General features: G+C 33.9%; 26 protein-coding genes. All 26 read right to left on the bottom strand.

The features are described from left to right. Positions 1-24: 24 nt before the first annotated feature. On the bottom strand, positions 25-1,089 hold the full coding sequence (locus C3E88_RS08520; protein ID WP_236909752.1) for a DUF3048 domain-containing protein: 1,065 nt from the start codon (positions 1,087-1,089) through the stop codon (positions 25-27). A gap of 12 nt (positions 1,090-1,101) precedes the next feature. After that, positions 1,102-1,806: a diacylglycerol kinase gene (locus C3E88_RS08525; protein WP_236909753.1), complete on the bottom strand. Its 705-nt coding sequence runs from the start codon at positions 1,804-1,806 to the stop codon at positions 1,102-1,104. Positions 1,807-1,815: 9 nt separating this feature from the next. Then, positions 1,816-2,271, bottom strand: coding sequence for an rRNA maturation RNase YbeY (gene ybeY, locus C3E88_RS08530; protein WP_236909754.1), 456 nt, complete (start codon positions 2,269-2,271; stop codon positions 1,816-1,818). Beyond that, positions 2,272-4,365: an HD family phosphohydrolase gene (locus tag C3E88_RS08535; protein ID WP_236909755.1), complete on the bottom strand. Its 2,094-nt coding sequence runs from the start codon at positions 4,363-4,365 to the stop codon at positions 2,272-2,274. It lies immediately after the preceding gene. Positions 4,366-4,378: 13 nt separating this feature from the next. Then, positions 4,379-5,353 (bottom strand): PhoH family protein, encoded by a 975-nt coding sequence (locus C3E88_RS08540; RefSeq protein ID WP_236909756.1) that lies wholly within the window; start codon positions 5,351-5,353, stop codon positions 4,379-4,381. Between the two features lie 14 nt (positions 5,354-5,367). Then, positions 5,368-6,555 carry a sporulation protein YqfD gene (gene yqfD / locus C3E88_RS08545; RefSeq protein ID WP_236909757.1) on the bottom strand — a complete coding sequence of 396 codons (1,188 nt, stop codon included), beginning with the start codon at positions 6,553-6,555 and terminating at the stop codon, positions 5,368-5,370. Between the two features lie 11 nt (positions 6,556-6,566). Then, positions 6,567-6,845, bottom strand: coding sequence for a sporulation protein YqfC (gene yqfC / locus C3E88_RS08550; protein ID WP_236909758.1), 279 nt, complete (start codon positions 6,843-6,845; stop codon positions 6,567-6,569). Between the two features lie 73 nt (positions 6,846-6,918). Continuing rightward, positions 6,919-7,356, bottom strand: coding sequence for a hypothetical protein (locus C3E88_RS08555; RefSeq protein ID WP_236909759.1), 438 nt, complete (start codon positions 7,354-7,356; stop codon positions 6,919-6,921). A 12-nt stretch (positions 7,357-7,368) separates the two neighbouring features. Further along, positions 7,369-8,355: a flotillin-like protein FloA gene (gene floA, locus C3E88_RS08560; RefSeq protein WP_236909760.1), complete on the bottom strand. Its 987-nt coding sequence runs from the start codon at positions 8,353-8,355 to the stop codon at positions 7,369-7,371. Position 8,356: 1 nt separating this feature from the next. Beyond that, positions 8,357-9,640 carry an NfeD family protein gene (locus tag C3E88_RS08565; protein WP_272878512.1) on the bottom strand — a complete coding sequence of 428 codons (1,284 nt, stop codon included), beginning with the start codon at positions 9,638-9,640 and terminating at the stop codon, positions 8,357-8,359. 131 nt (positions 9,641-9,771) lie between these two features. Continuing rightward, positions 9,772-10,215: a GatB/YqeY domain-containing protein gene (locus C3E88_RS08570; protein WP_236909762.1), complete on the bottom strand. Its 444-nt coding sequence runs from the start codon at positions 10,213-10,215 to the stop codon at positions 9,772-9,774. A 25-nt stretch (positions 10,216-10,240) separates the two neighbouring features. Next, a complete protein-coding gene (rpsU, locus tag C3E88_RS08575; RefSeq protein WP_236909763.1) occupies positions 10,241-10,420 on the bottom strand; it encodes a 30S ribosomal protein S21 in 180 nt (59 codons plus the stop codon). A 111-nt stretch (positions 10,421-10,531) separates the two neighbouring features. Continuing rightward, positions 10,532-10,876, bottom strand: a complete 345-nt coding sequence (locus C3E88_RS08580; protein WP_236909764.1) for a histidine triad nucleotide-binding protein — start codon at positions 10,874-10,876, stop codon at positions 10,532-10,534. Between the two features lie 77 nt (positions 10,877-10,953). Next, positions 10,954-12,261 carry a tRNA (N(6)-L-threonylcarbamoyladenosine(37)-C(2))-methylthiotransferase MtaB gene (mtaB, locus tag C3E88_RS08585; protein ID WP_236909765.1) on the bottom strand — a complete coding sequence of 436 codons (1,308 nt, stop codon included), beginning with the start codon at positions 12,259-12,261 and terminating at the stop codon, positions 10,954-10,956. Beyond that, a complete protein-coding gene (locus C3E88_RS08590; protein ID WP_236909766.1) occupies positions 12,258-13,004 on the bottom strand; it encodes a 16S rRNA (uracil(1498)-N(3))-methyltransferase in 747 nt (248 codons plus the stop codon). Before C3E88_RS08590 ends, mtaB begins: the two co-directional genes overlap by 4 nt. A gap of 1 nt (position 13,005) precedes the next feature. After that, on the bottom strand, positions 13,006-13,953 hold the full coding sequence (gene prmA / locus C3E88_RS08595) for a 50S ribosomal protein L11 methyltransferase (RefSeq protein ID WP_236909767.1): 948 nt from the start codon (positions 13,951-13,953) through the stop codon (positions 13,006-13,008). Between the two features lie 100 nt (positions 13,954-14,053). Then, positions 14,054-15,181, bottom strand: a complete 1,128-nt coding sequence (gene dnaJ, locus C3E88_RS08600) for a molecular chaperone DnaJ (protein ID WP_236909768.1) — start codon at positions 15,179-15,181, stop codon at positions 14,054-14,056. An 80-nt stretch (positions 15,182-15,261) separates the two neighbouring features. Beyond that, a complete protein-coding gene (dnaK, locus tag C3E88_RS08605; RefSeq protein ID WP_236909769.1) occupies positions 15,262-17,085 on the bottom strand; it encodes a molecular chaperone DnaK in 1,824 nt (607 codons plus the stop codon). A gap of 25 nt (positions 17,086-17,110) precedes the next feature. Continuing rightward, positions 17,111-17,662, bottom strand: a complete 552-nt coding sequence (gene grpE / locus C3E88_RS08610; protein WP_236909770.1) for a nucleotide exchange factor GrpE — start codon at positions 17,660-17,662, stop codon at positions 17,111-17,113. Between the two features lie 52 nt (positions 17,663-17,714). After that, positions 17,715-18,752 (bottom strand): heat-inducible transcriptional repressor HrcA, encoded by a 1,038-nt coding sequence (gene hrcA / locus C3E88_RS08615; RefSeq protein ID WP_236909771.1) that lies wholly within the window; start codon positions 18,750-18,752, stop codon positions 17,715-17,717. Positions 18,753-18,869: 117 nt separating this feature from the next. Next, positions 18,870-20,006 carry a radical SAM family heme chaperone HemW gene (hemW, locus tag C3E88_RS08620; RefSeq protein WP_236909772.1) on the bottom strand — a complete coding sequence of 379 codons (1,137 nt, stop codon included), beginning with the start codon at positions 20,004-20,006 and terminating at the stop codon, positions 18,870-18,872. A 55-nt stretch (positions 20,007-20,061) separates the two neighbouring features. After that, complete coding sequence (lepA, locus tag C3E88_RS08625) at positions 20,062-21,873, bottom strand: translation elongation factor 4 (protein WP_236909773.1); 1,812 nt, start codon at positions 21,871-21,873, stop codon at positions 20,062-20,064. A gap of 95 nt (positions 21,874-21,968) precedes the next feature. Next, complete coding sequence (locus C3E88_RS08630) at positions 21,969-22,217, bottom strand: hypothetical protein (protein WP_236909774.1); 249 nt, start codon at positions 22,215-22,217, stop codon at positions 21,969-21,971. A 45-nt stretch (positions 22,218-22,262) separates the two neighbouring features. Further along, the gene (gene lepB / locus C3E88_RS08635; protein WP_236909775.1) at positions 22,263-22,823 is read right to left on the bottom strand and encodes a signal peptidase I; all 561 of its coding nucleotides are present in this window, start codon (positions 22,821-22,823) and stop codon (positions 22,263-22,265) included. Positions 22,824-22,893: 70 nt separating this feature from the next. Continuing rightward, on the bottom strand, positions 22,894-24,057 hold the full coding sequence (gene spoIIP / locus C3E88_RS08640; protein ID WP_236909776.1) for a stage II sporulation protein P: 1,164 nt from the start codon (positions 24,055-24,057) through the stop codon (positions 22,894-22,896). Positions 24,058-24,145: 88 nt separating this feature from the next. Then, positions 24,146-25,117, bottom strand: a complete 972-nt coding sequence (gene gpr / locus C3E88_RS08645; protein WP_236909777.1) for a GPR endopeptidase — start codon at positions 25,115-25,117, stop codon at positions 24,146-24,148. Between the last annotated feature and the right edge of the window lie 175 nt (positions 25,118-25,292).

Consider the following 25,292-nt stretch of genomic DNA (forward strand, 5'->3'; position numbering starts at 1 on the left):
CCACTCCTCATACTATTTTATTTCCTAATGGATATTTATATTTGAATCCGTGCTAACTACTTGTATCCACGTTATCCCTGGATTTAGTACTATTTCTTTTCCATTTTCGTCACAATAATAGGTCTTGCTATTTCTTGCATTTTTTGACCATTTAATATTTATTCCTTTGCCATTGGTTATATATTTACCCTTTCCTTCCCCTACTAAATCTATTGATAATCTACCTTCATTGTCTATTATTTTAGTCTTTGCCTCTTGAACGATTATATTCTTTGCTGTTATTGGAGAATTGGTCAATTCATCATAATGATTCTCTCCATCTTTTTGACGATAATATAATCTCTCTTCTGGATTATAGCTATAAGAGGTTGTATTATTTTTAAAATAATTAATATGTATATCTGTTGCCGTAAAACCTTCTAGTTCTTCGTCTTCATCATGAAATTCAAACCCCTGATACTCACCTATTAATCCATAACCCTTCTGTTGTTGGGCTTTTCTGATGGCTCTCATATTGGTATAGGTATTGTGGGGAGCTTTTTTCCCAACCTTAGTATTTTTCCACAACACTTTATTCGAGCTAGATAATCCATCGATGTCTGCTACGTTTAACTGGATAATATCCCGTTTAGCTTGAGGACTGCCTCCTACTCTTACATATATGGGATCGTATTCTAACAAAGCGGTTATAAAATACGGCCTTGAGGATCTGATAGGTCCTATAGATTCAGGCTCGTTTATTAAAAATATCCCCATATATCTTGTGTAGGGAGCTTCCACCAAAAATTCGTATATTATTTCCCCTTGGGATAGGCCTGCTTGCCATCTAGCTTTTGGATGATTGTCAAACATTATAGCAATAGGTCTTCTATTTACCTTTTCTTCTGGTGCATAGATACCTGATAAAGGTGAGGGAATTCCCTCCTTTGCTTCTACTATTTCAATTTTTTCTGCTTTCTCATCTATTGGTTCTTCTTCCACTTTTTCTGCTCCTCTTAAAATATCTTCTTCTAATTGAGATACGCTATTTTTACAACCTACTAATAAAAACAATAATAGTATGATAACAAATATTGTTGTCTTTTTCATACTCTGCCTCCACTATCCAATTATTTGAAATACTAATATGCCTACTAGTATACCTAGTAATGCCCCAGAAATCACTTCAAATAAAGAATGTATCTTCCCTTCTATTCTACTTTCTCCAACCAAAACAGCCATAAAAATGGAGAGGGTAGATACTAATATATTGTTAGCTTCAAAGGCTATTATGGTGGCAATACAAAAGGATACAGCTGCATGGCCGCTTACAATACCCCCTTGAAAAGGGGTGCCTTTTCCTCTATAAAATTTGGTTTTTATCCCAATGGTCAATAATACCACTAATGCTATGGACACAAAAGTTAAATGAACCGAAGAATTCTTTATCTTATATAGTATGCGATTTGTATAAGGGTTTAATCTATCAAAAAATAACAAATATCCTACTACTATTGAATTTATTGCAGCTATTAAAACTCCCCCAGCTGCTACATCTTTGGCTATTCTGGCTAAAGGGTGAAAATCCTCTGTTATCAAGTCTATAGTCCTTTCTATAGCAGTATTTATCATTTCAGTGATAAATACCAAGGATATGGTGAAAAATAGTAGTAATAATTCCCCTCTCGAAAAATCAAAAAATAAGCTTAATATAATGACGACAATGGATATAAAAAAATGAATTCTCATATTTCTTTCAGTTTTTAATGTATAAATTATGCCCGATACTGCATAATTAAAACTTTCAATTAAAGATCTCGACTTCATAGTATTCCCCTACTTTTTATTTTTAAATATTCTTAATCTTTTCATTAGATCTTTTTCTTTGCTTCTCATAAGAGCCCTTTCTCCTTCTTCCATATGATCGTAACCTAATAAATGGAACATGCTATGAGCAGTTAAATAGGCTACTTCTCTTAAAAAAGAATGACCATATGCTTTGGATTGTTCTAGGGCCTTTTCAGCAGATATAATAATATCTCCTAATAATGGCATGGGTACTGGCACATTTTCTTCTAAAGGAAATGACAATACATCTGTATTGCTATCTACGTTTCTATATTGTTTATTTAGCTTTCGTATTTCTTCATTATCTACAAAGGATATGCTTATTTCATAATCTAAGGACCTTTCCTCCAATATTAAGCACTCTCTTACGACTTGTTCCAATACGCCATATAGGTCTTCATCTATTTCTACCTGGTCTTGTCTATTATCTATATATATTTCCATCTATAACTCTCCTTTTTCTTTTGCTAATTCTAAATTTGGATATTCTATCCTTTCATGAAATATCCCCATCATAATGGATGAAAAAGCATTAGCAATAGTGTTTAAATCCTTAAGGGTCAAATTACATTCTTCCAGCTGTCCATCTTGGAGCTTTCCTTTGATAATGTTTCTAATCATCTCTTCAATATTCTTCTTATTAGGTTCCTTTATGGATCTGACGGCAGCTTCAGTTGAGTCTGCTAACATAACTATAGCAGCTTCTCTAGTCTGAGGTTTTGGTCCCGGGTATCTAAAATCTTCGATATTAACTTCCTTCGAATCATCCTGCTTTAATGCTCTATGATAAAAATAAGATACAGCCGTGTCTCCATGATGCTGAGCTATAATATCTATTATTTCCTCTGGTATATTTTGTTCCTTTGCTAAGGCAATGCCATCTTTTGCATGATTGGTAATTATCAAGGTACTCATACTTGGTTGTAGTTTATCATGGGGGTTGTCCATACCCAATTGGTTTTCTTTAAAAAAATAGGGCCTTTTAAGCTTTCCGATATCATGGTAATAGGCTCCAACTCTCGCCAACAATGGATCTGCTCCAATAGCTTCTGCAGCTCTTTCACTTAGATTTCCTACGATTATACTGTGATGATAGGTACCTGGTGCTTCTAGAAGCAATTTCTTTAAAAGAGGTTGATTGGGATTTGATAGTTCAAGTAGTTTTAATGGTGTAATTACTTTAAATACATTTTCCCAAATTGGTAGAGTTCCTATAGTTAAAACTGCACAAAATAAACCGTTTAACATTCCATAACCACCCTTTGATATTACATCCATTACCTCTAACTTTTTTATCAAACCAAAGGATGTTATAGTTAATACATTTGAAATACCTATTATAAGGCCATTTATTAATATATTATATCTCTGCTGTTGCTTAGTCACTATATAGGCTCCAATGCTACCGCTTACTAAATACATAGCTATTATGGTATCGTCCAATTTTAACATAAAACTTAAAATAAAGGTAATAAACATATTGACTATTAATGATAGTCTAATATCTATCAATATGGCTATCAATAGTGCTGCAGTAGATACTGGCATGATATAAGGGGAGATATTGTATGTTCCTTCAGATATTAATATAACTGAGGTGATTATGATGATTAAAATCAATAATTTGTTTCCCTCTAGTACCTCACTATTGAAAAGATGTATATATCCAAATATAGTTACCTGTAAAAGTAGTATTAGTATTATGATACCTACTACGGTAGTTTTATCATATCCGTCCTTCTCTTTTAATAAACCTGATTCTTTAATTAAATTCAACGAATGACTATCTATTATATCCCCTTTTCTTACTATTACTTGGTGTTCTTTAATGATGACTGGTTCTACTTTAGCTACTTCCTCTTCTTTTATTCTTTGGGTAGCTTCTTCATCTATAAATTTATTTGGTTGTATAGTACTGGTTAAAAGGGCTATGCCTAACTGTTTTTCATTGTCACTTAAATCCATGGTTTCAAAAGTTCTTTCAATATTGGCCTTTTCATATTCTAAGTCTTCTTCCTTTATTCCTACTCCCATTATTTGACTAATCAAATCAAATATATTGTTTTCAAAAGCATCTAATTCTTCGGGTTTTAACTTCAAGGCAATATAATATTCGTTTTTAGAAAGAAGTATCCTTGATTCTTCTCCCAATGCCTCTACTTTTTTACCAAGGCTTAAGGTTTCATCAGCTTGATACTTCCGAACCTTGTCAAAAAATTCCTTGATATTGCTCTTCATAGTCATCTGCACGGATGGGCTTAGTCTATATCTAGGCTCGGCTCTGTTGGCCACTTCTGCCTTTAGTTTTTCCGTTGCTACTTTGTCCTCAATCTCCTTAGTAGCTCTAATTTCAAAGGGTGCAGTGTCACCTACTATTACATTTATCCTTTTAGTTTCTACCTTTTGAATGGTAATAAAAAAAAGGACTGTGGTAAATATTATTAGCATTAATACATTGACGTATGTTTTGTTCTTTCTAATGTTCTGTGATGACTTTTTTCTATTCTTCTTTTTATTTTCCTTTTGATTGTTTTCCATACGGGTGGCCCCCTTATCTATCTACCCTTTCCTCATAATCATCATAGGCTTGGATTATTTTTTGTACTAATGGATGCCTTACTATATCGTATTTAGTTAAATAAACAAAATCTATACCATCTACATGGGATAATATTTTCGATGCTGATACTAGGCCTGAAGTTTTGCCCTTTGGCAAATCGATCTGCGTTATATCTCCTGTTATTATTGCTTTTGAACCATACCCTAATCTAGTCAAGAACATTTTCATCTGCTCATTAGTAGTATTTTGTGCTTCATCTAGTATTACATAGGCAGAATCAAGGGTTCTACCTCTCATATATGCTAGAGGTGCTACTTCTATAAGTCCTTTTTCCATAAGCTTTAAATAGGTTTCAAATCCTAATATATCGAATAAAGCATCGTATATAGGTCTAAGGTAAGGGTCTACTTTTTCCTGCAGGTCTCCAGGTAAAAAGCCTAAATTCTCTCCTGCTTCTACAGCTGGCCTTGTTAATATTATTCTATTTACTTCCTTGTTTTTAAAAGAATTTATGGCCATAGCCATGGCTAAATAGGTTTTACCCGTCCCTGCTGGTCCTATACCAAATACTATATCATTTTCTTTAATTCCGTCTATATATCTTTTCTGTCCTAAGGTCTTAGGTTTAATGGCTTTACCTGCTGCAGTAATACAAACCGTCTCACTTAATAAATCCTTTACCCTTTCCTCTTTTCCTTCTAGAATTAGTTGAATTGTGTAGCGTAACTCTTGCTTTGTAAGCTTTTTTTGAATGCTGATTATTTCAATTAATTTTTGTATTAATCTTTCTCCTAGCTCGGCAGAGAGCCTATCTCCTATTATCGTAAGCTTTCCTTCTCTTAATATTATCTCTATGTTCAATTCCTTTTCGATTATCTTTATGTTTTCATCCAGCTTTCCAAACAGCTCTGATATAATTTGATTGTCTTCAATGGCTACCTGCCTTTCCTGTTTATCTTTTGCCAAAATATAAGCCTCCTTTAGTTAATATTAATTATTTGTTTCTGACCAATATCCTCAACTACTTCTATTACAACTTGAGTAGATAATATGCCCTTTTCAATATTATATATTACATCTTTCGATTCTATTTGAGCATCTTCAGGAATTTCCTTATTTAACTGCTCTATAGCTTTGATATAAGAGGACTTCTTTAAAAACTCTATATTCTGTTTTGCTTCTTTTTTCTCCAACTCAATGTATTCATGCACCAGTAGTTTAAAAGGTAAGTTTATTCTTTCCTTAAAGGGTTTAATCTCTCTGATATTTTCAATATAATGGTTAAATGGAATATCCTCTTTGAAAAATTGGATCCCCTTTTCTCCAAATCTTATCTCATGGACTTCTACTATATTCCCCGTTTTTTCTTCTATAGTCTTCACTATTGGCTCATCTAATCGATAATAGTACCTGGTCTTTGCCAGAACTTCTCCTTCAGCATGGATAGGAATTGTGTCCTCTGTGTTTTCATCTGTAATCATACCAGCAATAAGTACTTGACCCTTTTTTACTACATCTCCTTTACGAACCATAGTCTTTCCATTCTTTACAATGGCTTTTACTATTACTCCTTTTTTCTTTGCTATTATATGGCAGGGAATGTTTATGTCCAGCTTTTCTGGAGGGATGTCCTGTTCGTATATGGATACTATTAGCTTTGTTCCTTTTATATCTATGGATGCAAAAGATATATGTTCAAATCCATTTAACAATAAACTACTAATATAATCTTTATCAATATTATACTTTATTATACCAGGTCTAATATTTTCACCTTCTAATACCCTTATGATATCCATTTTACTTATTTTTTCAAGTCCCAAAACTTCAATGCTCCATATAAAAGAGGATAAAACAAGTATAAGACTAAAAAAAATCAAAATCCCAAACCCTAACATCTTTCGGTTTTTTAGCCTGTATATTATAAAAGGTAATCCCTTCTTTTCTACTATTTCAACTCGACATCCAACCTTTCTAACTATCTCCTTTAAAGCTTTAAATCCTTTAGTGCTTACCTTCATTTCTAGTAGAGTATAATTGATTCTTTTTATATCCCAAAGATATATGTCTTGGTCTGCAGCTAAGTTTAAAAACCTTTCTAAGGTCAATCCCTCAACTTTAATAATAACATATCCCCTTAAATAATTCCATGTTTTTATAACCTCCATAGTATCACCCCTTAGTCAATTATTTCGATCTTTTCAATGTTTCCAGTTACAATTATCTCTTCCGAAAGAATGGTCTTTAGTTCCATATTTATACCTTCTACCTTAATAATGCCTATATTTGAATTGATTCTAAGGGTTTCTTGAGTATATTCTATGATTCCTTTATGGTTAGATATCTGAAATTGAAGATTGCCTATCATGGTGATCTTTGGTAGATCCAACACTATATCCTTGGGTAATTCAAAGGCTTCCGATAGATTATATTTAAAATCATCTACTTTGTTTTTCATCTATAATCCTCCCTTCTAATAATTTTATGCTTAGATTAATGGGAGTATTACATACAAAAAAGCATGTAGTTTCCTACATGCTCCTCTGTCTATTTCTTATACTTTTAGGCTTCTGCAATATTTCGGAATATATTATTCCTCGTAAAATATCTTCTTTCATCTGTTTGTTTGATTTTTTTTCCTTTTCTTCATTTGCTTTTATCTTTGAAATTGATGGCGTGTTTTCATCACATATATCAGAAAAAAGTGGCTCTTCCCAAGGCTTCATTTCTAAGGAAGTGGTTGGTTCTTTATATTCGGATTTTTCTATTCTGGTTTTAGATAAAACCCTTCTGTCTTCAATTGGTTTGACAATCTTCCTATTTGAAACCTCCTTATCTGAAGTCCTTCTGCTTAAGTTTTCGATCCTCTTCGTTCTTTCTTTTTCTATCTTTTGTTTATCCTTTACACTTTTTAAAATTAAGTCTATTACCATCATGAATATGAAGAAAAGTAAGGTTCTTGGGAACATATTTATCGCCCCCTAGTCTTGATTTTTGTCATCTTCAGCCATTTTTGATATGGAATCTCTCATGTCCGTATCAGCTAATATATTTCTCATATTATAGTAATCCATAAAACCCATATTGCCATCCTTTAACGAACTAGCTATTGCAAGAGGTACTTCGGCTTCTGCTTCTACTACCTTAGCTTTCATTGCCTGAACTTCTGCTATCATTTCTTGTTCTTTTGCTACAGCCATAGCTCTTCTTTCTTCTGCTTTAGCTTGAGCTATACGTTTATCTGCTTCAGCTTGTTCCGTTTGAAGTTTAGCACCTATATTTCTACCTACATCTACATCAGCAATATCAATAGATAGTATTTCGAAAGCAGTTCCTGAGTCCAAACCTTTGTCTAAAACAGTTTGAGATATAGAATCTGGGTTTTCCAACACATCTTTGTGGGTACTAGAGCTACCTACGGTAGTTACAATTCCTTCACCTACTCTTGCTATAATAGTTTCTTCTCCAGCCCCTCCAACCAATCTTTCTATATTAGCTCTAACTGTAACCCTTGCTTTTGCTATTACTTCAATTCCATCTTTAGCTACTGCTGCAATCTGAGGTGTTTCAATAACTTTAGGGTTTACACTTACCTGAACAGCTTCTAAAACGTTCCTTCCAGCTAGGTCTATAGCTGCCGCCCTTTCAAACTCCAAAGGTATATTAGCTCTTTGTGCTGCAATTAAAGCATCTACGAGGGTGTTCACATTACCCCCTGCAAGATAATGGGCCTCCAATTTATCTACCCCTATACTTAATCCTGCTTTCGTGGCTTTTATCATAGGATTGACTATCCTTGAGGGTACAACCCTTCGCAACCTCATACCTATTAAGGTTCCAATCTTAATCTTCACACCAGAAAAATAAGCTGTTATCCACAAACCTACCGGTATGAATGTGAAGAACAATATGACCAAAATAATTATTAGTGCTGCAATTCCAATAGTTATAGCTGCTGATCCACCCATACTAAAACCTCCTTACAAATATTTTTGATCCTTCTACCCTTACTATTTTTATTGGTGTTTCTTTGGGTATAAAACTTCCTTCAGATAATGCATCAAGTCTTTTGCCATCTATTTCTATTATCCCAGAAGGGCGAAGTTCTGAAACAGTCATACCTTCCTTACCTAAATACTCCTCTTTGGTTGAAGCGCTTAAATATCCCTCCTCATCCTTTTGATGTGTTGTAAGGACTATCTTCTCTAAATGAGGGCTTTTGTGTCCAAGTTTAATTAACAATATAGTTATTATTGCCGTTAATATGATTGCTATACTTAAGGATACTAAAGCTGATGTTATAGTGCCCATCGCTAATATTGTGCCTGCAATGACCAATATTATGCCTGATATGCCTGGTAATCCAAAACCTGGTACTATTGCTTCTACTATCAGTAGTATCAATCCAGTAACAAATATGGCCAAAGAAGTCCATTGAGAATTACCAGCTATTATGTTCCCGCCAAAGAACAGACCAAAAGCTATTATGCTTATAGTTCCTCCAATTCCAAAGCCTGGCGTAAACAGTTCAATAACCATTCCAACAAATCCTATAGTTAGTAGCAAAGTACTCATATAAGGGCTAGCTAATATTTTTGCTAATTTTAGTTCCATTCCTTCTTCCAGCTTAATCATATTGGCTTGAGGAATATTAAAAAATTTCAACATCTCATCATAATCATTTGAAACTAAATCACAGATTCCTAATTCCAATGCTTCACTACTAGTTAGATTTAATAGCTTTCCTCTTTCAGATATGCCTGCAATATATACATCTGTATCAGCCATAGCTTCAACTATTTCAGGATCCCTGCCTCTTAATTGGGCCACATCTCTCAAAAAGCTTCTCCACATAGACAATACCTTTTCTGTATTTGGTATGGTTTCCGCTGAACCAATTGTTGAGCTATTGGCCATTACAACCTTTTCCGAAGACAATGTAATCAATACCCCTGCCGATTCTGCCTTGTTATTTACATAGGATATGGTAGGTACATCTAGATCGATTATTAAATTCTTTATCCTTTCTGCTTGATCAATTAGCCCACCGTAGGTGTCAATTTCAAATATTATTGCCTGTGGTGAACCCTTTTTTATCTCTTTTAAGGTCGAGTTTAAATAATTGTAAGTAGCCTTGTTGATCTCACCTTGAATGGGAACCACATAAACATCCCCTGTACTATTAGAAAAAACAATAGTGCTTAACAATAAAAGGATTAAAATAGATAAAACTACTAATCTGGTCCATTTCAATATATTCACCCCCTGTTTCTATTATATTAGTACCCTAAACTTATTACAATAAAAACATAATGGTTATATAAAAAAAGGACGAATAGCCACCTCTTACCTTTATATAAATAAAACCTGGGTGAAACCCAGGTTTATCCTATAAGCTTTTTAACTATCTTGCTAACTGTATTGCCATCAGCTCTACCTTTTACCTTTGGCATTACAGATTTCATAACTAGTCCCATATCTTTCATGGACTTAGCTCCTACCTCATCTATAGTCTCAACGACAACTTTTTCAATTTCTTCTTCTGTAAGCTGTTTCGGTAAATATTCCAATAAAATATCTATTTCTTTTTGAGTTAATTCTACTAAATCTTGTCGTTCCCCTTTTTTAAAATCCTCAATGGCATTTCTTTTCTCTTTTAATTGCTTAGATATAATATCCAATATTTCTTCGTCTTTTAATTCAATTCTTTCGTCTACCTCTTTTTGTTTTATAGCTGCCCTAACCATAGTGATAGTATTTTTTTTAATAGTATCTTTGTTTTTCATGGAAGTCTTTAAATCTTCCATGAGCCTTTCTTTAAAAGACATAAATCCACCTTCTTATTAAAATCTACTAATATCGTTTTTTCTTCCTTCTAGCTGCTTCAGATTTCTTTTTTCGTTTTACACTTGGCTTTTCATAGTGTTCTCTTTTCCTATATTCATAAAGAACACCTGAACGGGCACATTGCCTTTTGAACCTTCTTAGTGCATCATCAAGAGATTCGTTATCTCTAACCTTAATTTCTGCCATCGACTTCTCCCTCCCCTCTTCCAATGCAAGAGTGCTCCCATACTATCTATGGCAAGCGGAATACGACACTAAATTATTATACATTAGTTTTGTAGTTTCTGCAACCAGTATTTAGCCTGGTGGCCATAAAAGTTTGCGCCCAGCTAAAACATGGAAGTGGATATGGGATACAGTCTGTCCGCCAAATTCTCCACAATTGTTTACAATTCTATAGCCTTCTTCATGGATATCTAACTGCTCTGCAAGTTCTTTTATAACGAGGAATATATGACCTATCAATTCTAAATTTCCTTCATCAATATGGTTCATAGATATTATATGTTCCTTTGGTATTACTAAAAAATGAATATGAGCCTGAGGATTTACATCTTTGAAGGCGATAACTTTATCATCTTCATATATAATATCACTAGGTATTTCTCCATTAATAATTTTACAAAATATGCAATCTGTCACCTTCTCACCTCCTCTGTCCTTAGCTTTCTTCATAAAATTAGGCCATAATCCTATATATAATATATTCTATATAAATATTATAATTCCTCTATTTTTCCTATTAAAATATCATTTTCTTTATCAATTATATTTACGGGAAGTATTTCCCCTCTAACAGAATCCCTAGCTTTAGCCTTTACCCGTATATAATTGGTTGTATAACCTTCCATATAATCTATAGAGTTTTTGCAGTTTTCCTCAAATAATACCCCTACGGTCTTTCCTATAAATTGTTTATTGAAGTTTTCTGTAAGACTATCTCCTAGAGATATGAGTCTATTAGAACGATAATGCTTTATGTTCCCGTTAATTTGATCTTTAGATCTGCTTGCTGGGGTACCTTTTCTAGGAGAATATTTAAATACATGGATTCGAGAAAAACCTACTTCCTTTACAAAATTATAGGTCTCCTGAAATTCCATATCCGTTTCTCCAGGAAATCCTACAATTATATCGGTAGTTATTCCTGCATTAGGCATATAGCTTCTTATTAAGCTTACTATTTCTTTGTATTGTTGAGTAGTATATTTTCTATTCATCCTCTTTAGCACCGTATCTGAGCCACTTTGTAATGAAAGGTGGAAGTGGTCACATAGTTTCCCAATTTTCACTGCTCTTTGCATAAACTGTTCATCAATTAAAGTAGGTTCTATAGAGCTCAGTCTAATTCTTTCTATCCCGTCAATATTAGCTACTTCCCCTATTGCATCTAATAAGTTAATGGAATTTAAATCCTTTCCATAAGAAGCCACATGAATGCCAGTTAATATGATCTCTTTGAATCCAGCATCCGACAATCTATTAGTTTCATGTATAATATCATCTAATTCCCTACTTCTTATAGGCCCCCTTGCGTATGGAATAATACAATAGCTACAAAATTGATTACAACCTTCCTGGATCTTTATATAAGCTCGAGTTTTAGATTTTACATCTGCTATATTCAGTTCTTCAAATTCTTTGTGTCCCTTTATGTCTTTTACTATATTTATCTTTTTGTTATTCAATATAGCCTCTTCACATAGGTCTACTATCTTATCTCTATGGGTAGTTCCAACAACAATATCCACCCCTTCTATTTCTTCTACTTCCTTTGGTGCAACTTGAGAATAGCAGCCTACTACGGCTATGATCGAATCCCTATTTGACTTTTTTGCCCTTCTAATAAACTGTCTTGATTTTCGATCCCCTAAATTGGTTACAGTGCAAGTATTAATTACATATATATCAGCTATTTCATCATTTTCTACTACATCATACCCTCTTTTTTCAAACAGTTCTTCCATAGCCTCAGTTTCATATTGATTTACTTTACATCCTAAGGTATAAAAAGTTACTCTATTCATTTCATCACTCCTAAATCACCAAGCTCATATAAAATAATAGATGCTGCTACTAAACCTGCAGTTTCAGTCCTAAGAATTCTTGGCCCTAAAGTAATACTTTGTCCACCTATGGATTTTAGAAGGTCGATTTCTTCTTTTTCAAAGCCACCTTCTGGTCCAATAATTAAATGGACTTTTCCAGATTTTATTTTGTTTAAAGAATCCTTCAAGCTGAAGGATTCCTCAATTTCATAAGGTACTATAATGTTTTGATTGCCTTTTAGAAGTTTTAACATTTCCTCAAAATTAATAATCCTTTGAACCCTTGGCACATAATCTCTTTTGCTTTGTTTGGCAGCTTCCTCTGCAATAGTATTCCATCTATCTATTTTGGATTTCTCCTTTTTTTTATTCTTTATCTTTACTACAGTCCTATTGGTAGTTAAAGGATATATTTCCCTTACCCCTATTTCCGTAGCTTTTTGAATTATATAATCCATTTTATCTCCCTTAGCTATACCTTGATATAATGTTATATGAATAGGAGGTTCACTTTTCCCTTTAAAACTTTCAACTACCTTTCCAACTACTAAATCCGGTTTAATTTCTAGTATCTCACATATATAAACCCATCCCCCAGAGGAAATTTCTATTATGTCACTGGGTTTTAACCTTAGTACATCTTTAATATGCTTTACATCCTTGCCTACAATTTCTATTATATTTTCATGGATCTGTTTTCCATCTACAAAAAATCTGTGCATGCTATTCACCCTGTCCCTTTGTGGATACTATAGCTGCCCAATCCCCCATAATTTTTACTTCTAGCACTTGAAAATCATTTTTTTCCAAGGCATCAGTAACCATATCTACCTTTTCTGTTATTATTCCTGATGCAATGAATATTCCAGACTCTGATAAATAGGATTCAATAGAGTTTATTAAATCAACGATCACTTCCGCAATAATATTAGATACTATAATATCTGCTTTTCCTTCCACCGCTTCTAGTAAATTTCCAGCTTTTATTTTTACTACATTATCTACTCCATTGGATTTTACATTTTCTCTAGAAACCCTGACACTTAGTTCATCTAAATCTACGCCTATTACCTCCCGAGCACCCAATTTAGCTGCCGCTATACTTAATATTCCGCTACCCGTTCCTATATCATATACTCTATAACCTTTTCTAACGTATTTTTCAAGAATTTCTATACACATAATGGTAGTTTCATGGGTTCCCGTACCGAAGGCCATGCCTGGATCCAATTCAATAATAAGCTCTTCATCTTCCTTTTCATAGTTTTCCCAGGTTGGTTTAATTACAATTCTTTCGCCAATTTTAGTAGGTTTGTAATATTTTTTCCACGCTTCTGCCCAATCCTTTTCGTATACTTCTGTTATCGTAACTTGACCTAAAGCTTTACCAAATTCTTTGTGAATGTTTCGTTCAATATTATCTCTAATAAGTTCTATCTTATCCATTAGATCTTCGCTTTCTGGGAAATAGGCTTTTATTATTACTTCTTCATAGTCCTGCTTAATAAGACTTGGATCTATAAAATCCCAATCCCCCTCTGATTGTTGGAATGCCAATATGTCCTTAGGATCTTCAATAGCTAAACCTGTTACCCCTAAGTCATACATAATATTTGCCACTATTTCCTCCGCTTCAGTAGTAGTTTTGATTTGAACTTCAATCCATTTCATGACCTTCACATCCTTTTTATGAATCTCAAAATATTATACCCTAAATTGCTGAGGATTACCACAGCCTAAAAAAACAATCACTCCATTATCGAGTGATTGACTAATTACCAAAGGCATCTTTCACCTTGTCAAAAAATCCTTTTTTGACTTCCTTGTGGTATTCTCCACCTTCTTTAGCAAACTCCTTTAGAAGCTCTTTTTGTTTGTTAGTTAGACCTTTTGGCACCTGTACTTCCACTGTAAAGTATAGATCTCCTTTGCCAACTCCTCTTACATTTGGTACTCCTTTGTTTTTTAATCTAAATTGGGTTCCTGTCTGAGTACCTTCCGATATGGTATAGTTTACTATTCCATCTAGGGTGGGTACTTCTATCTCCGCACCAAGAGCTGCGTCGGTAAAGGAAATAGGTACAGTTAGATATATGTTATTTCCTTCTCTTTCGAAAACTTCATGCTCTCTTACATTTATATATATAAATAAGTCTCCTGGTGGACCACCTCTTTCTCCCATCTCTCCTTCTCCACGAATAGATATAATAGAACCTGTATCTACACCAGCAGGAACTTTTACTTTTATCTTTTTATTTTTTATCTCCTTACCCGTTCCAGAACATACTGTACATTTTTCTTTGATTATCTCCCCTGTACCATTACATTGATCACAGGTAGCTACCCTAACAAATTGTCCAAAAGGGCTTTGTTGAGCATATCTTACTTCCCCAGTTCCATGACATTTGCTACAGGTCTCTTTACTGCTGCCTGGTTTAACACCTGTACCATCACAAGTTTCGCAATGCTCAGTTTTCCTTATTTGTATCTCTTTTTCCACTCCAAAAACTGCTTCAGTAAATTCCAAATCTAGATTATATCTTAAATCTGCTCCCCTTACTGGCCCCTTCCTTCTAGAAGAAGTCTGGGTAAAGCCACCACCAAATATATCAAATATATCATCGAATATATCACCAAATCCACCAAAATCCTGACTATATCCTCCTTGCCCATTTACTCCGGCATGACCAAATGCATCATATCTCCTTCTTTTTTCTGTATCGCTTAGAACCTCATAAGCCTCGTTTATCTCCTTGAATTTTTGTTCCGCTTCCTTATCATCGGGATTTAGATCAGGATGATATTTTTTTGCCAGGGTTCTAAAAGAAGATTTTATTTCATCTTGACTGGCATCTTTTGATATATTCAATATTTCATAGTAATCTCTCAATCTATACACCTGCCTTCAGTTATAACTATCAATAATTCTATCAAAATTCAAAGCTAAATCCAAGGGATTTAGCTTTGAATTTTTAAAATCTATTCGTCATCGTCTACTACTTCATAATCAGCATCTACTACATCGTCATCGCCATCACCCGAATTCTCTGGGTCGGCACTTTGTCCTCCAGTTTGTTCATACATCTTTTGAGATATAGTATAGAATTCTTGAGTTAGCTCTTCTGTCTTGTTTTTAATTTCTTCTGCATCATCACCTTCTAAGGCTTTTTTAAGCTCTTCTAGTTTAGACTCAACTTTATCTTTTTCATCTTGAGTAATCTTATCTCCTAGCTCACCTAAAATCTTTTCCGTTTGATATACCATTGAGTCAGCATTGTTTCTTATTTCGATGGCTTCTTTTTTCTTTTTATCTTCTTCCGCAAATTTTTCTGCTTCCTTTACCTTCTTATCTATTTCGTCATCAGATAAATTAGTTGAAGCTGTAATAGTAATCTTTTGTTCTTTTCCAGTGCCTAAATCCTTAGCTGATACATTTACTATGCCATTAGCATCTATATCAAAGGTAACCTCTATCTGTGGTACTCCTCTTGGTGCTGGTGGTATACCTGTTAACTGGAATCTACCTAGAGTAATATTGTCACTAGCCATCTGTCTTTCCCCTTGGAGCACATGAATGTCAACTGAAGTTTGGTTATCAGCAGCCGTAGTAAATACTTGAGACTTTCTAGTAGGTATTGTCGTATTTCTTTCGATTAATCTAGTCGTTACTCCACCTAAGGTTTCTATACCAAGAGATAGTGGAGTTACGTCTAATAGTAGTAAATCCTTAACTTCTCCACTTAAGACTCCACCTTGAATTGCTGCCCCTATAGCTACACATTCGTCAGGATTAATATCCTTTTGTGGATCCTTTCCTATTAATTTCTTAACAGCCTCTTGTACTGCAGGTATCCTAGTAGAACCTCCTACCAATATTACCTTTTCTATATCATTAGGATTAAGGCCTGCATCCTTTAAAGCTAATCTTATAGGTTCTAATGTCTTTTCTACTAGATGCGAAGTCAATTCTTCAAATTTAGCTCTAGTAATATCCATGTTTAAATGGATTGGACCAGAGGCTGTTGCAGTTATAAATGGTAGGTTAATATTTGTTGACATAGTAGAAGATAGCTCTTTTTTAGCCTTCTCTGCTGCCTCTTTCAACCTTTGCAAGGACATAGTATCATCCCTTAAATCAACGCCATTTTCCTTTTTAAACTCTTCTGCTATAAAATCCATTAAGGCTTGATCAAAATCATCTCCACCTAAATGATTGTTACCACGAGTTGCCAATACTTCAAATACCCCATCTCCTATTTCCAAGATGGAAACGTCGAAGGTTCCTCCACCTAGGTCAAATACCATGATCTTATGTTGCCCTTCGCCTTTATCCATACCATAGGCAAGAGCAGCTGCTGTTGGCTCATTGATTATCCTCTGTACATTTAACCCTGCTATCCTTCCTGCATCTTTTGTCGCTTGTCTTTGACTATCGGTGAAATAGGCTGGAACTGTAATTACTGCATCGGTTATGGTTTCACCTAAGTAATTCTCCACATCGGTCTTAATCTTTTGCAACACCATAGCTGAAATATCCTGTGGAGTATAATCCTTTCCATCTATGTTCTTCTTATAATCTTTTCCCATTTCTCTCTTAATAGACATAATGGTCCTATCCGGATTGGTAATTGCTTGCCTTTTGGCAGTTTCTCCTGCTAACCTCTCCCCATCCTTAGTAAAGGCTACTACTGATGGTGTCGTTCTATTCCCTTCTGCATTTGGGATTATAATAGGTTCTCCACCTTCTATTACGGCTACACATGAGTTGGTAGTCCCTAAATCAATACCAATTATTTTTCCCATATGAATTCCTCCTTAAAATATTGTATTATTTAGCTACCTTAACCATACTTGGTCTGATAACTTTATCATTTAACATATATCCTTTTTGTAATACTTCTAGTACAGTTCCTTCCTCTTTGTCTTCTGTTTCTTCCATAAATACTGCATGATGCAGATTAGGGTCAAAAACCTTGCCTATGCATTGGATTTCACAGAGTCCATTGTCTTTAAGCACTCCTAAGAATTGTTCATATATCATATTGACCCCTTGGTAGAAACCATCTTTCTCTTCTACACTATCTAGGGCTCTTTCAAAATTATCTAGTATAGGCAATAGTTGATTTATTAAATCCTCTGTGGCATAGGCAAACATACTCTCTCGGTCCTTCTCAACTCTATTCTTATAGTTCATAAAGTCAGCCTGTAACCTTAAAAGCCTATTTGTTAGTTCTTCGATTTCTTTGTCCTTTTCTTCTAACTGGCCATCTAAGCCTTCGTCTGTTTCTTCATCTGTTGCTTCCTTTAAATCCTGTTCTTCTTCAATTTCTGATACATCCTCCTTTAACTCTTCCTTTGTGATTTCTTCCTTCCTTTCCATTTCATCACCTCTTACTTGCTCATCTAATACTTATATAGAGTAATACACTCAATTATCTGCCTACTAACATTTCTAGTATTTCTGTTAGATTTACTGAAAATAACTTCAAAGCGTTTATCACCATAGGATAGTCCATCCTAGTAGGTCCTATAACACCAATTTTCCCAATGATTACATCGCCTAGTTTATAAGTGGTGGTTATTAGAGTGCACTCCTTTATTGGATCATATATATTTTCATTCCCTATGGTGATTTCAATACCATTTTCTCTGGAATTGTTTAAGAGCATATCTGCTAGTAACTCTTTGTCTTCTATAAAAGATATAAAAGATTTTGCTTTATCTAGATCTTTATATTCAGGAAAATCAAATATTTTATTGACTCCATCAGCATATACTTCTACACTATCAATATCATTAAAGGTTTTGTTGATTATAGGTATTATATTATCTATTATCCCCTTATAATCATACATCTCTTTAAATATGTTGTTATCCATTTCCTTTCCTATTTCCTCTATGGTAAGACCCTTTAGTTTATTGTTTAAAAAGTTGGATATGACTACCAGTTGGTCATCATTAATTTTTTCATCTAATCTAAATATAGTGTTTTTTACAATGCCTGAGTCATTTACCAGTACCAATAATATTTCTATATCGCCTATAGGTATTAACTGTATATGTTTTAGCTTACTTTTCTTTAATTGAGGTGATAGTGCTAGTGCAGTATAGCTAGTAATTGCAGACAATACTTTGGCAGAGTTTTGGATTAATTGATCTATTTCACTGGATTCGCCAACTAATACCTTCTTTATCTCCTCTTTCTTTTTCATATCCATTTTCAATCTTTCCGCTTTTAGTAGTTGATTTACGTATAATCTATAAGCTTTGTCTGAAGGTACTCTCCCAGCTGATGTATGAGGTTTATTTAAGTATCCTAAATCCTCCAAGTCAGACATTTCATTTCTTATGGTAGCTGAACTAACGCCTAAATCATATTGCTTAGATATAGTTCTTGAACCAATGGGTTCTGCACTTATTATATAGCTATTAATAATAGCATGAAGTACTTTTATTTTTCTATCATCCAACATATTATCACCTCAGTTTTTATGTTTTGGATGCTTGTTAGCACTCGTTAAGCTTGAGTGCTAATTTAAAGTTACCACTAGTCAGGAGTTTTGTCAATACCTTTTTAATATATTATTCTAAGGTAATAGATCTACATATACGATATTGGACAGATCTAACCCCAAAGGAGTAAATCTTATCCATCTTTCATCCATATATATTAGACCTTGATTTTCATATTTATTAAATACATCTCCATAGATTGAATCTACTGATGTATGAAACCTATGAATAAATTCTTGTTTATCTATTCCTTTTGTAAGTCTAAGACCCATTATTAAATATTCAGCAATCTCCATTTCTCTACTTATCTTTTCTTCACCAGCTATAGGTAATCTACGTTGCTTAAGGTTTTTATAATAGTCCTTAAAATTTTCGTAATTCCAAAATCTTTTATGAGCTACATTGGAATGGGCTGCTATACCAAAACCAATATAAGGCCTCAATTCCCAATAGGTTAAATTATGTTTACACTGGAATCCCTTCTTAGAAAAATTGGATATCTCATAATGTTCATAGCTATTTTCCTTTAGTAATTCCACCCCTCTATGATACATATACCTTTCTGTATCTTCATCAGGTAATTCTATCTTGCCTTCTTGATAGAACCTTTTCATCAAAGTATTTTCTTCTAATATTAGGCTATAGTAGGATATATGTTCTACACCTAGTTTTATGATCTCCTTTAAGGTTGTTTCACAATGATGAATGGTTTGATTTGGTAAACCAAATATTAAATCCACATTTACATTATCAAATCCCAAGTTTCTTATAGTCTCATAATTTTTATAAAAATCCAAAGAATTATGAATCCTTCCTATGTCCTTTAAAAGGCTATCGTCTAAGGACTGTACACCAAGACTAATTCTGTTTATCCCAAGGGCTTTATAGCTCTTTAGTTTTTGTTCGCATAATGTTCCAGGATTGGCTTCTATAGTTATCTCCTCTACCTCCTCTGTGTTAAAGTTTTTGTAAATAAAATGTAATACTTTAGCTATAAGTTTATCTTCAATACAAGAGGGAGTGCCGCCTCCTAGAAATATGGTTTTTATAGTGTATTCCTTTAATATTTCTCTGTAAAGCTCCATTTCCAGTATGAGAAAATCTATATACTCATCTATTTTATCTGTAGATTGGGGATAGGAAATAAAGTCACAGTAATAGCATTTACTAATACAAAAGGGGATGTGGATATATACGCCTATTTCTTTCATACAAATCCTCCTAAAAAAATTTAGATAAATTTAATGCACACCTAGGTGTGCATTATTAATTTTCATCATATTTTAGTACAGCTAAAAATGCTTCTTGAGGTACTTCTACTGCACCTATTTGTCTCATTCGTTTCTTTCCTTCTTTCTGTTTTTCTAACAACTTTTTCTTCCTAGAAATATCCCCGCCATAACATTTAGCCAATACGTCTTTTCTTAGAGCTCTCACAGTTTCCCTTGCAATTATTTTAGAACCTATAGCTGCTTGGATTGGAACTGCAAATTGGTGACGTGGTATTTCATCTTTTAGTCGCTCAGCAATAGTTCTACCTCTTTCGTAAGCCTTATCTTCATGAACTATTATGGAGAAGGCGTCTACCAGCTCTCCATTTATTAGAATGTCTAACTTTACTAGATTTGACTGTTCATAGCCTTTTAGTTCATAATCAAGGGAAGCAAAACCTTTAGTTCGCGATTTTAGCGCATCAAAAAAATCATAAATAACTTCATTTAAAGGTAAGTCATAATGCATAACCACTCTGGTCTCTTCTAAATACTCCATATTAATAAATATTCCTCGGCGATTCTGACAAAGCTCCATTACTGCCCCTACATATTCTGTTGGAGTCATTATAGATGCAGATACTATTGGCTCTTCCATATATTCTATTTCAGACTCTTCAGGAAGATTAGTAGGATTTTGTATGGATATCATCTCCCCACTCTTTTTCTTTATCCTATATATAACACTGGGAGCCGTTGTGACTATGTTTAAATCAAATTCTCTCTCCAGCCTTTCCTGCACTATTTCCATATGAAGAAGCCCTAAAAACCCACATCTAAATCCAAAACCTAAAGCAACAGAGGTTTCCGGTTCAAATATTAGACTGGCATCGTTTACTTGTAGTTTTTCTAATGCGTCTCTTACGGAGTTAAAATCTTCACCTTCTGCAGGATATATACCACAATATACCATTGGTACAACCTTTTTATATCCTGGTAGAGGGGTATCTGTGGGATTATCTTTGTCCGTTATAGTATCCCCTACTCTTGCATCTTTTACATTTTTGATACTAGCTAATACATAGCCAACATCTCCTGGTTCTAGACTGTCAACAGGCGTCTGTTTAGAAGTAGTAATACCTACTTCCGTTACTTCATAAGATTTATTAGATGACATCATCTTTATTTCCATGCCAGGTTTTATACTACCTTCAAACACCCTAATATATGAGACTACCCCTTTATAAGAATCATAATAAGAGTCAAATATCAGTGCTTTTAAAGGTGAATCTACATCTCCTTCAGGAGCTGGAATTTTTGTAACTATCTCCTCTAGTACCTGTTCTATATTTAATCCTTCCTTAGCAGAAACTAGAGGTGCGTTTTCTGCCTCTATGCCAATGACATCTTCTATTTCCTTTTTAACCTCATCTGGCCTAGCACTAGGCAAGTCAATTTTATTGATTATAGGCACTATCTCTAAGTCCTGTTCTAAGGCTAGGTATACATTGGCTAATGTTTGAGCTTCAATTCCTTGGGTTGCATCCACTATTAACAAAGCACCTTCACAGGCAGCTAAAGACCTAGAAACTTCATAGTTAAAGTCTACATGTCCAGGTGTATCTATCAAATTTAATATATATTCTTCCCCATTTTGAGCTTTGTAGTTAAGCCTTACATTTTTCAGTTTTATAGTTATACCTCTTTCCCTTTCTAAATCCATGCTATCAAGAACCTGTTCTTGCATTTCCCTAGAAGTTAGTAGTCCAGTTTTTTCAATTAGTCGATCTGCTAGGGTGGATTTTCCATGATCGATATGGGCAATTATAGAAAAGTTTCTTATATTGTTTTGCCTATTGTTTCGCATTCTCTTCCTCCTTAAGAAGTTTCAATAACTCTAGAAGATAATTATATCAGAAATGACTTTAGATGTAAAACAAAAGACCAGTTAAAACTGGTCTCCTAATCACCTTTTTTAAATATTTTTAAATCGATTATGTAGCTTTTCCCAAATAGCTCCAATCGTTTTTGTCTAATATTCATATTGAATATAATAGGATTATCTAAATACCCGAAATGGATAATACTTTTATTTACTACTTTTATTCCCATATAAAGAATTAACACTGTAAAAAATATAATTATAGTTTTTAACTTTTGTCTTCTTTTCTCTTTTTTTTGTCGTTTTCTTTTCTCTGTTCTAGTCCCCATAAAGCACCACCCTAATTAGTATGGCAAATTTAGGCTGGTATTATACTATTCTATTTTACCAAAACGGTTGTTAAAAGGAAAATATCTGAAGCTAGTTATACCCTTTATTGAATCCACAGGCACACAGCCAAAATATCTGCTATCCTTGCTAGCACCTTCCTCCCTATTGTCTCCCAGGACGAATACATAGCCTTCTGGGACTTCCCAATAATTATCGCCATATACTTGGGTGTAAGAACCCTCTTCTATATAATCTTCCTTTAGCAGTTTTCCATTTAAATAAACTTGACCATCAATTATAGCTACTGTATCTCCTTCAACTCCTATTACTCGCTTTATATAGTCCTTGTTGTTAGAATCAGGAGCTTTTAGCACTACTATTTCTCCCCGAGATGGCCCTGAGAAATATAGTGGTATTTTATTGGCAAAAAGCCTATCCCTTTCATATAATGTTGGATACATGGAATTTCCCAATACATAAGTTGTGTTAAATACGAAGGATTTAATCAACACTGCTATTACAATTGCAAGCAAAATGCTCTTTATCCATTCAAAAACTTCCTGTTTCACATCTTTATTTTTTACATCTTTGTTGTTTTCATTCATACTTATCCTCCCCTTGTAAGAAGTACAATATTATTATATCATCTTTTAAAATTAAAAAAAAGTTTTATTCTTATTGGATGTTTTCTATTACTAAACTTAATATGTCAGCTACTAGTTTTGCTGTTTCCATAGCCTCGTCCATTGTATTAAAATTGCTACCTAATTCTATTAGAGCTGAATAGTCAGAAAGGAATTGATTATACTTTCCCGTTGGTTTTATCCATATTCCAGTACATAAACCGGGATACATAGCATCAGAAACAGCTTTAAAGTATTTGGCAAAGTTCAACACTTCATCTTTATTAGGCGAATCTGGACCTATGACGAAGTAAAATGTAGCTGCATCCTTTCCGTTAATTTGTACTTTAGTTTTTGATAATAATTTCTTCATATTTTTAATAACTTTTGGATCCTCAGGATCATACCCATCTCTGTGAATATCTAGCAAGATTTTGAGATTACTATTTTGCTCTAATTTCTGCGTTATCGTGTTTAATGATCTAGAGTAGGACTTGTTGTAGGATGGTATATCATGATATGTAGCCACATGTTCTACTTTATGCCCTTTCTCGTGCAATACCTGTGCCATCCTTTCACCTATGGTAGTTACATTATGACGTCTATCGGTGGTATGATGTTGAGTACTTTCTCCTAATATATATGCTTCCGTACCATGAGTATGATATAGAAGTATATAGGGTATATCCTTTTGAATTTTTAAAGTTTTAAGATTTAAAGGCTTAGGTATATTTTCCACGGAGATATTGCCTTCGGAATCGTTTATAATTATTAAATCTTCATATTCTTCCAATCTATCGATTATAACAAAATCCTCCACTATCGTGGGGCTCTCCCCTATATCATCATCATTCATATCCTCATCCTTGAAGTTTTCATTAAAAGAGATAATAGATGGAAATTGAGCCTTTAGCAATTTGCTAATTTTATTCGTTAAGGCTAAGTCCTCCATTATTTGTTTTCTCCAATTGTCGCCTAAATCTTGTTCATATTTGAATAAATTGATAATGGAACTTGTTCTTCCAATTAGCTCAATATAAAACTTGTCATTATTTCCTTGAAAAGAATATTGCTTAAATACTGGCTTTATCCCATGATTAACTTCCTTTTTACTTTGATTACCAATGGCATTAATAAATATAGTGCCTATGTTGAATACCAGTAGACATAATAAAGCCAATATAATATAGGTATTTCTACTATTTTTTTGTCTCATAAGAACACTCCCTAAAATTATGTATTCAATACATAGATTATATTCCTTCTAAATAAAATATATGATGATTTTTTAGGGAGTAGTCCTATTATCTCATGTACCTATTTACATCCTTCAAATCAATTCCATGATGCAGTGCCATATTTAAACCATTGGCAATTATTATAGATAGATCATCTATGATTAGATCGATTTCTTTAGGAGTCACTACTACATTAGGCATGTAGGGTTCTAACACCTCTCTTATGAGATAATACTTTTCTTCCTTAGATATGTTTTCCAGTAATGAGTAAAAATCCCCTCCTACTGTGGCCTTATCTTTCATAGCACCTATGATCAAATCCATAGTATCATTTATCATAGTAGCTGCATCCACTACTGTTGGTACCCCAATAGCCAGCACTGGTACACCTAGATAGTCTTCATTTAATCCTATTCTCTTATTGCCTATGCCACTACCAGGATTAATACCAGTATCGGTTATTTGAATAGTAGTGCTCACCCTTTCCATCTTTCGTGAGGCCAGAGCGTCAATGGCGATGATTAGATCTGGTTCAGTCTTTTCTACTATTCCTTTAATTATCTCTCCTGTCTCTATACCAGTAAGCCCCATAACTCCTGGAGATAAGGCTGAAACATTAGCTACAGTTTCATCTTCATCTTTATTATAGTTTACAAAAAACTGCCTCGTAACCATAACTCTATCTACTACTTTGGGTCCTAGAGCATCAGGAGTTACGTTCCAGTTACCAAGGCCCACTATTAAGGTTTTAGTGTTTTTATGATTATACCCTATTCCTTTTATTTCTTTGGCTAATAGTTTAGATATTTCATCTCTTAGTTCCTGATCCGTATTTTTTAGCTTGGGTACTTCGATAGTTATATATATACCTACAGGTTTTCCCATATTGTTAGCTCCTATAGGGTCTAATATATTCACCCTGGTTACGGTATAATCTGCCCCCTCCTCTTGTTCTACCTCCACCCCTGGCACTTCCCCTTTGTTTTCTTCTCTATATATTTCTCGATTTTCTATAGCCAAGTCTGTCCTAATCTGCATATCTTTCTCCTCCTTATCATCATCAATACTATTTTCCTTCATTTTAGAGATTTTATGTATAATAATTTTAATAATCCTGTCAATAGTCAGTGAAAATGTCATGTAAAAACACATAATTTTATTCAGTGAAAATGTCACTTTCAGAATCAAAAAATTCAATAACAGATTGTGAAAG

The organism is Clostridium sp. Cult3, from assembly GCF_021655115.1.
GTDB lineage: Bacteria > Bacillota > Clostridia > Tissierellales > Tepidimicrobiaceae > PPXY01.

Excerpts from the sequence above, each read along its gene's own strand:
- dnaK (WP_236909769.1), bottom strand. The coding sequence starts at position 17,085 with ATGGGAAAAATAATTGGTATTGATTTAGGGACTACCAACTCATGTGTA.
- C3E88_RS08555 (WP_236909759.1), bottom strand. The coding sequence starts at position 7,356 with ATGTTCCCAAGAACCTTACTTTTCTTCATATTCATGATGGTAATAGAC.
- C3E88_RS08590 (WP_236909766.1), bottom strand. The coding sequence starts at position 13,004 with ATGCACAGATTTTTTGTAGATGGAAAACAGATCCATGAAAATATAATA.
- ybeY (WP_236909754.1), bottom strand. The coding sequence starts at position 2,271 with ATGGAAATATATATAGATAATAGACAAGACCAGGTAGAAATAGATGAA.
- C3E88_RS08525 (WP_236909753.1), bottom strand. The coding sequence starts at position 1,806 with ATGAAGTCGAGATCTTTAATTGAAAGTTTTAATTATGCAGTATCGGGC.
- rpsU (WP_236909763.1), bottom strand. The coding sequence starts at position 10,420 with ATGGCAGAAATTAAGGTTAGAGATAACGAATCTCTTGATGATGCACTA.
- lepA (WP_236909773.1), bottom strand. The coding sequence starts at position 21,873 with ATGCGAAACAATAGGCAAAACAATATAAGAAACTTTTCTATAATTGCC.
- lepB (WP_236909775.1), bottom strand. The coding sequence starts at position 22,823 with ATGAATGAAAACAACAAAGATGTAAAAAATAAAGATGTGAAACAGGAA.
- yqfD (WP_236909757.1), bottom strand. The coding sequence starts at position 6,555 with ATGGAGGTTATAAAAACATGGAATTATTTAAGGGGATATGTTATTATT.
- grpE (WP_236909770.1), bottom strand. The coding sequence starts at position 17,662 with ATGGAAAGGAAGGAAGAAATCACAAAGGAAGAGTTAAAGGAGGATGTA.
- C3E88_RS08570 (WP_236909762.1), bottom strand. The coding sequence starts at position 10,215 with ATGTCTTTTAAAGAAAGGCTCATGGAAGATTTAAAGACTTCCATGAAA.
- C3E88_RS08535 (WP_236909755.1), bottom strand. The coding sequence starts at position 4,365 with ATGGAAAACAATCAAAAGGAAAATAAAAAGAAGAATAGAAAAAAGTCA.
- gpr (WP_236909777.1), bottom strand. The coding sequence starts at position 25,117 with ATGCAGATTAGGACAGACTTGGCTATAGAAAATCGAGAAATATATAGA.
- prmA (WP_236909767.1), bottom strand. The coding sequence starts at position 13,953 with ATGAAATGGATTGAAGTTCAAATCAAAACTACTACTGAAGCGGAGGAA.
- mtaB (WP_236909765.1), bottom strand. The coding sequence starts at position 12,261 with ATGAATAGAGTAACTTTTTATACCTTAGGATGTAAAGTAAATCAATAT.
- C3E88_RS08520 (WP_236909752.1), bottom strand. The coding sequence starts at position 1,089 with ATGAAAAAGACAACAATATTTGTTATCATACTATTATTGTTTTTATTA.
- C3E88_RS08630 (WP_236909774.1), bottom strand. The coding sequence starts at position 22,217 with ATGGGGACTAGAACAGAGAAAAGAAAACGACAAAAAAAAGAGAAAAGA.
- floA (WP_236909760.1), bottom strand. The coding sequence starts at position 8,355 with ATGGGTGGATCAGCAGCTATAACTATTGGAATTGCAGCACTAATAATT.
- yqfC (WP_236909758.1), bottom strand. The coding sequence starts at position 6,845 with ATGAAAAACAAAGTAGATGATTTTAAATATAATCTATCGGAAGCCTTT.
- hemW (WP_236909772.1), bottom strand. The coding sequence starts at position 20,006 with ATGAAAGAAATAGGCGTATATATCCACATCCCCTTTTGTATTAGTAAA.
- spoIIP (WP_236909776.1), bottom strand. The coding sequence starts at position 24,057 with ATGAGACAAAAAAATAGTAGAAATACCTATATTATATTGGCTTTATTA.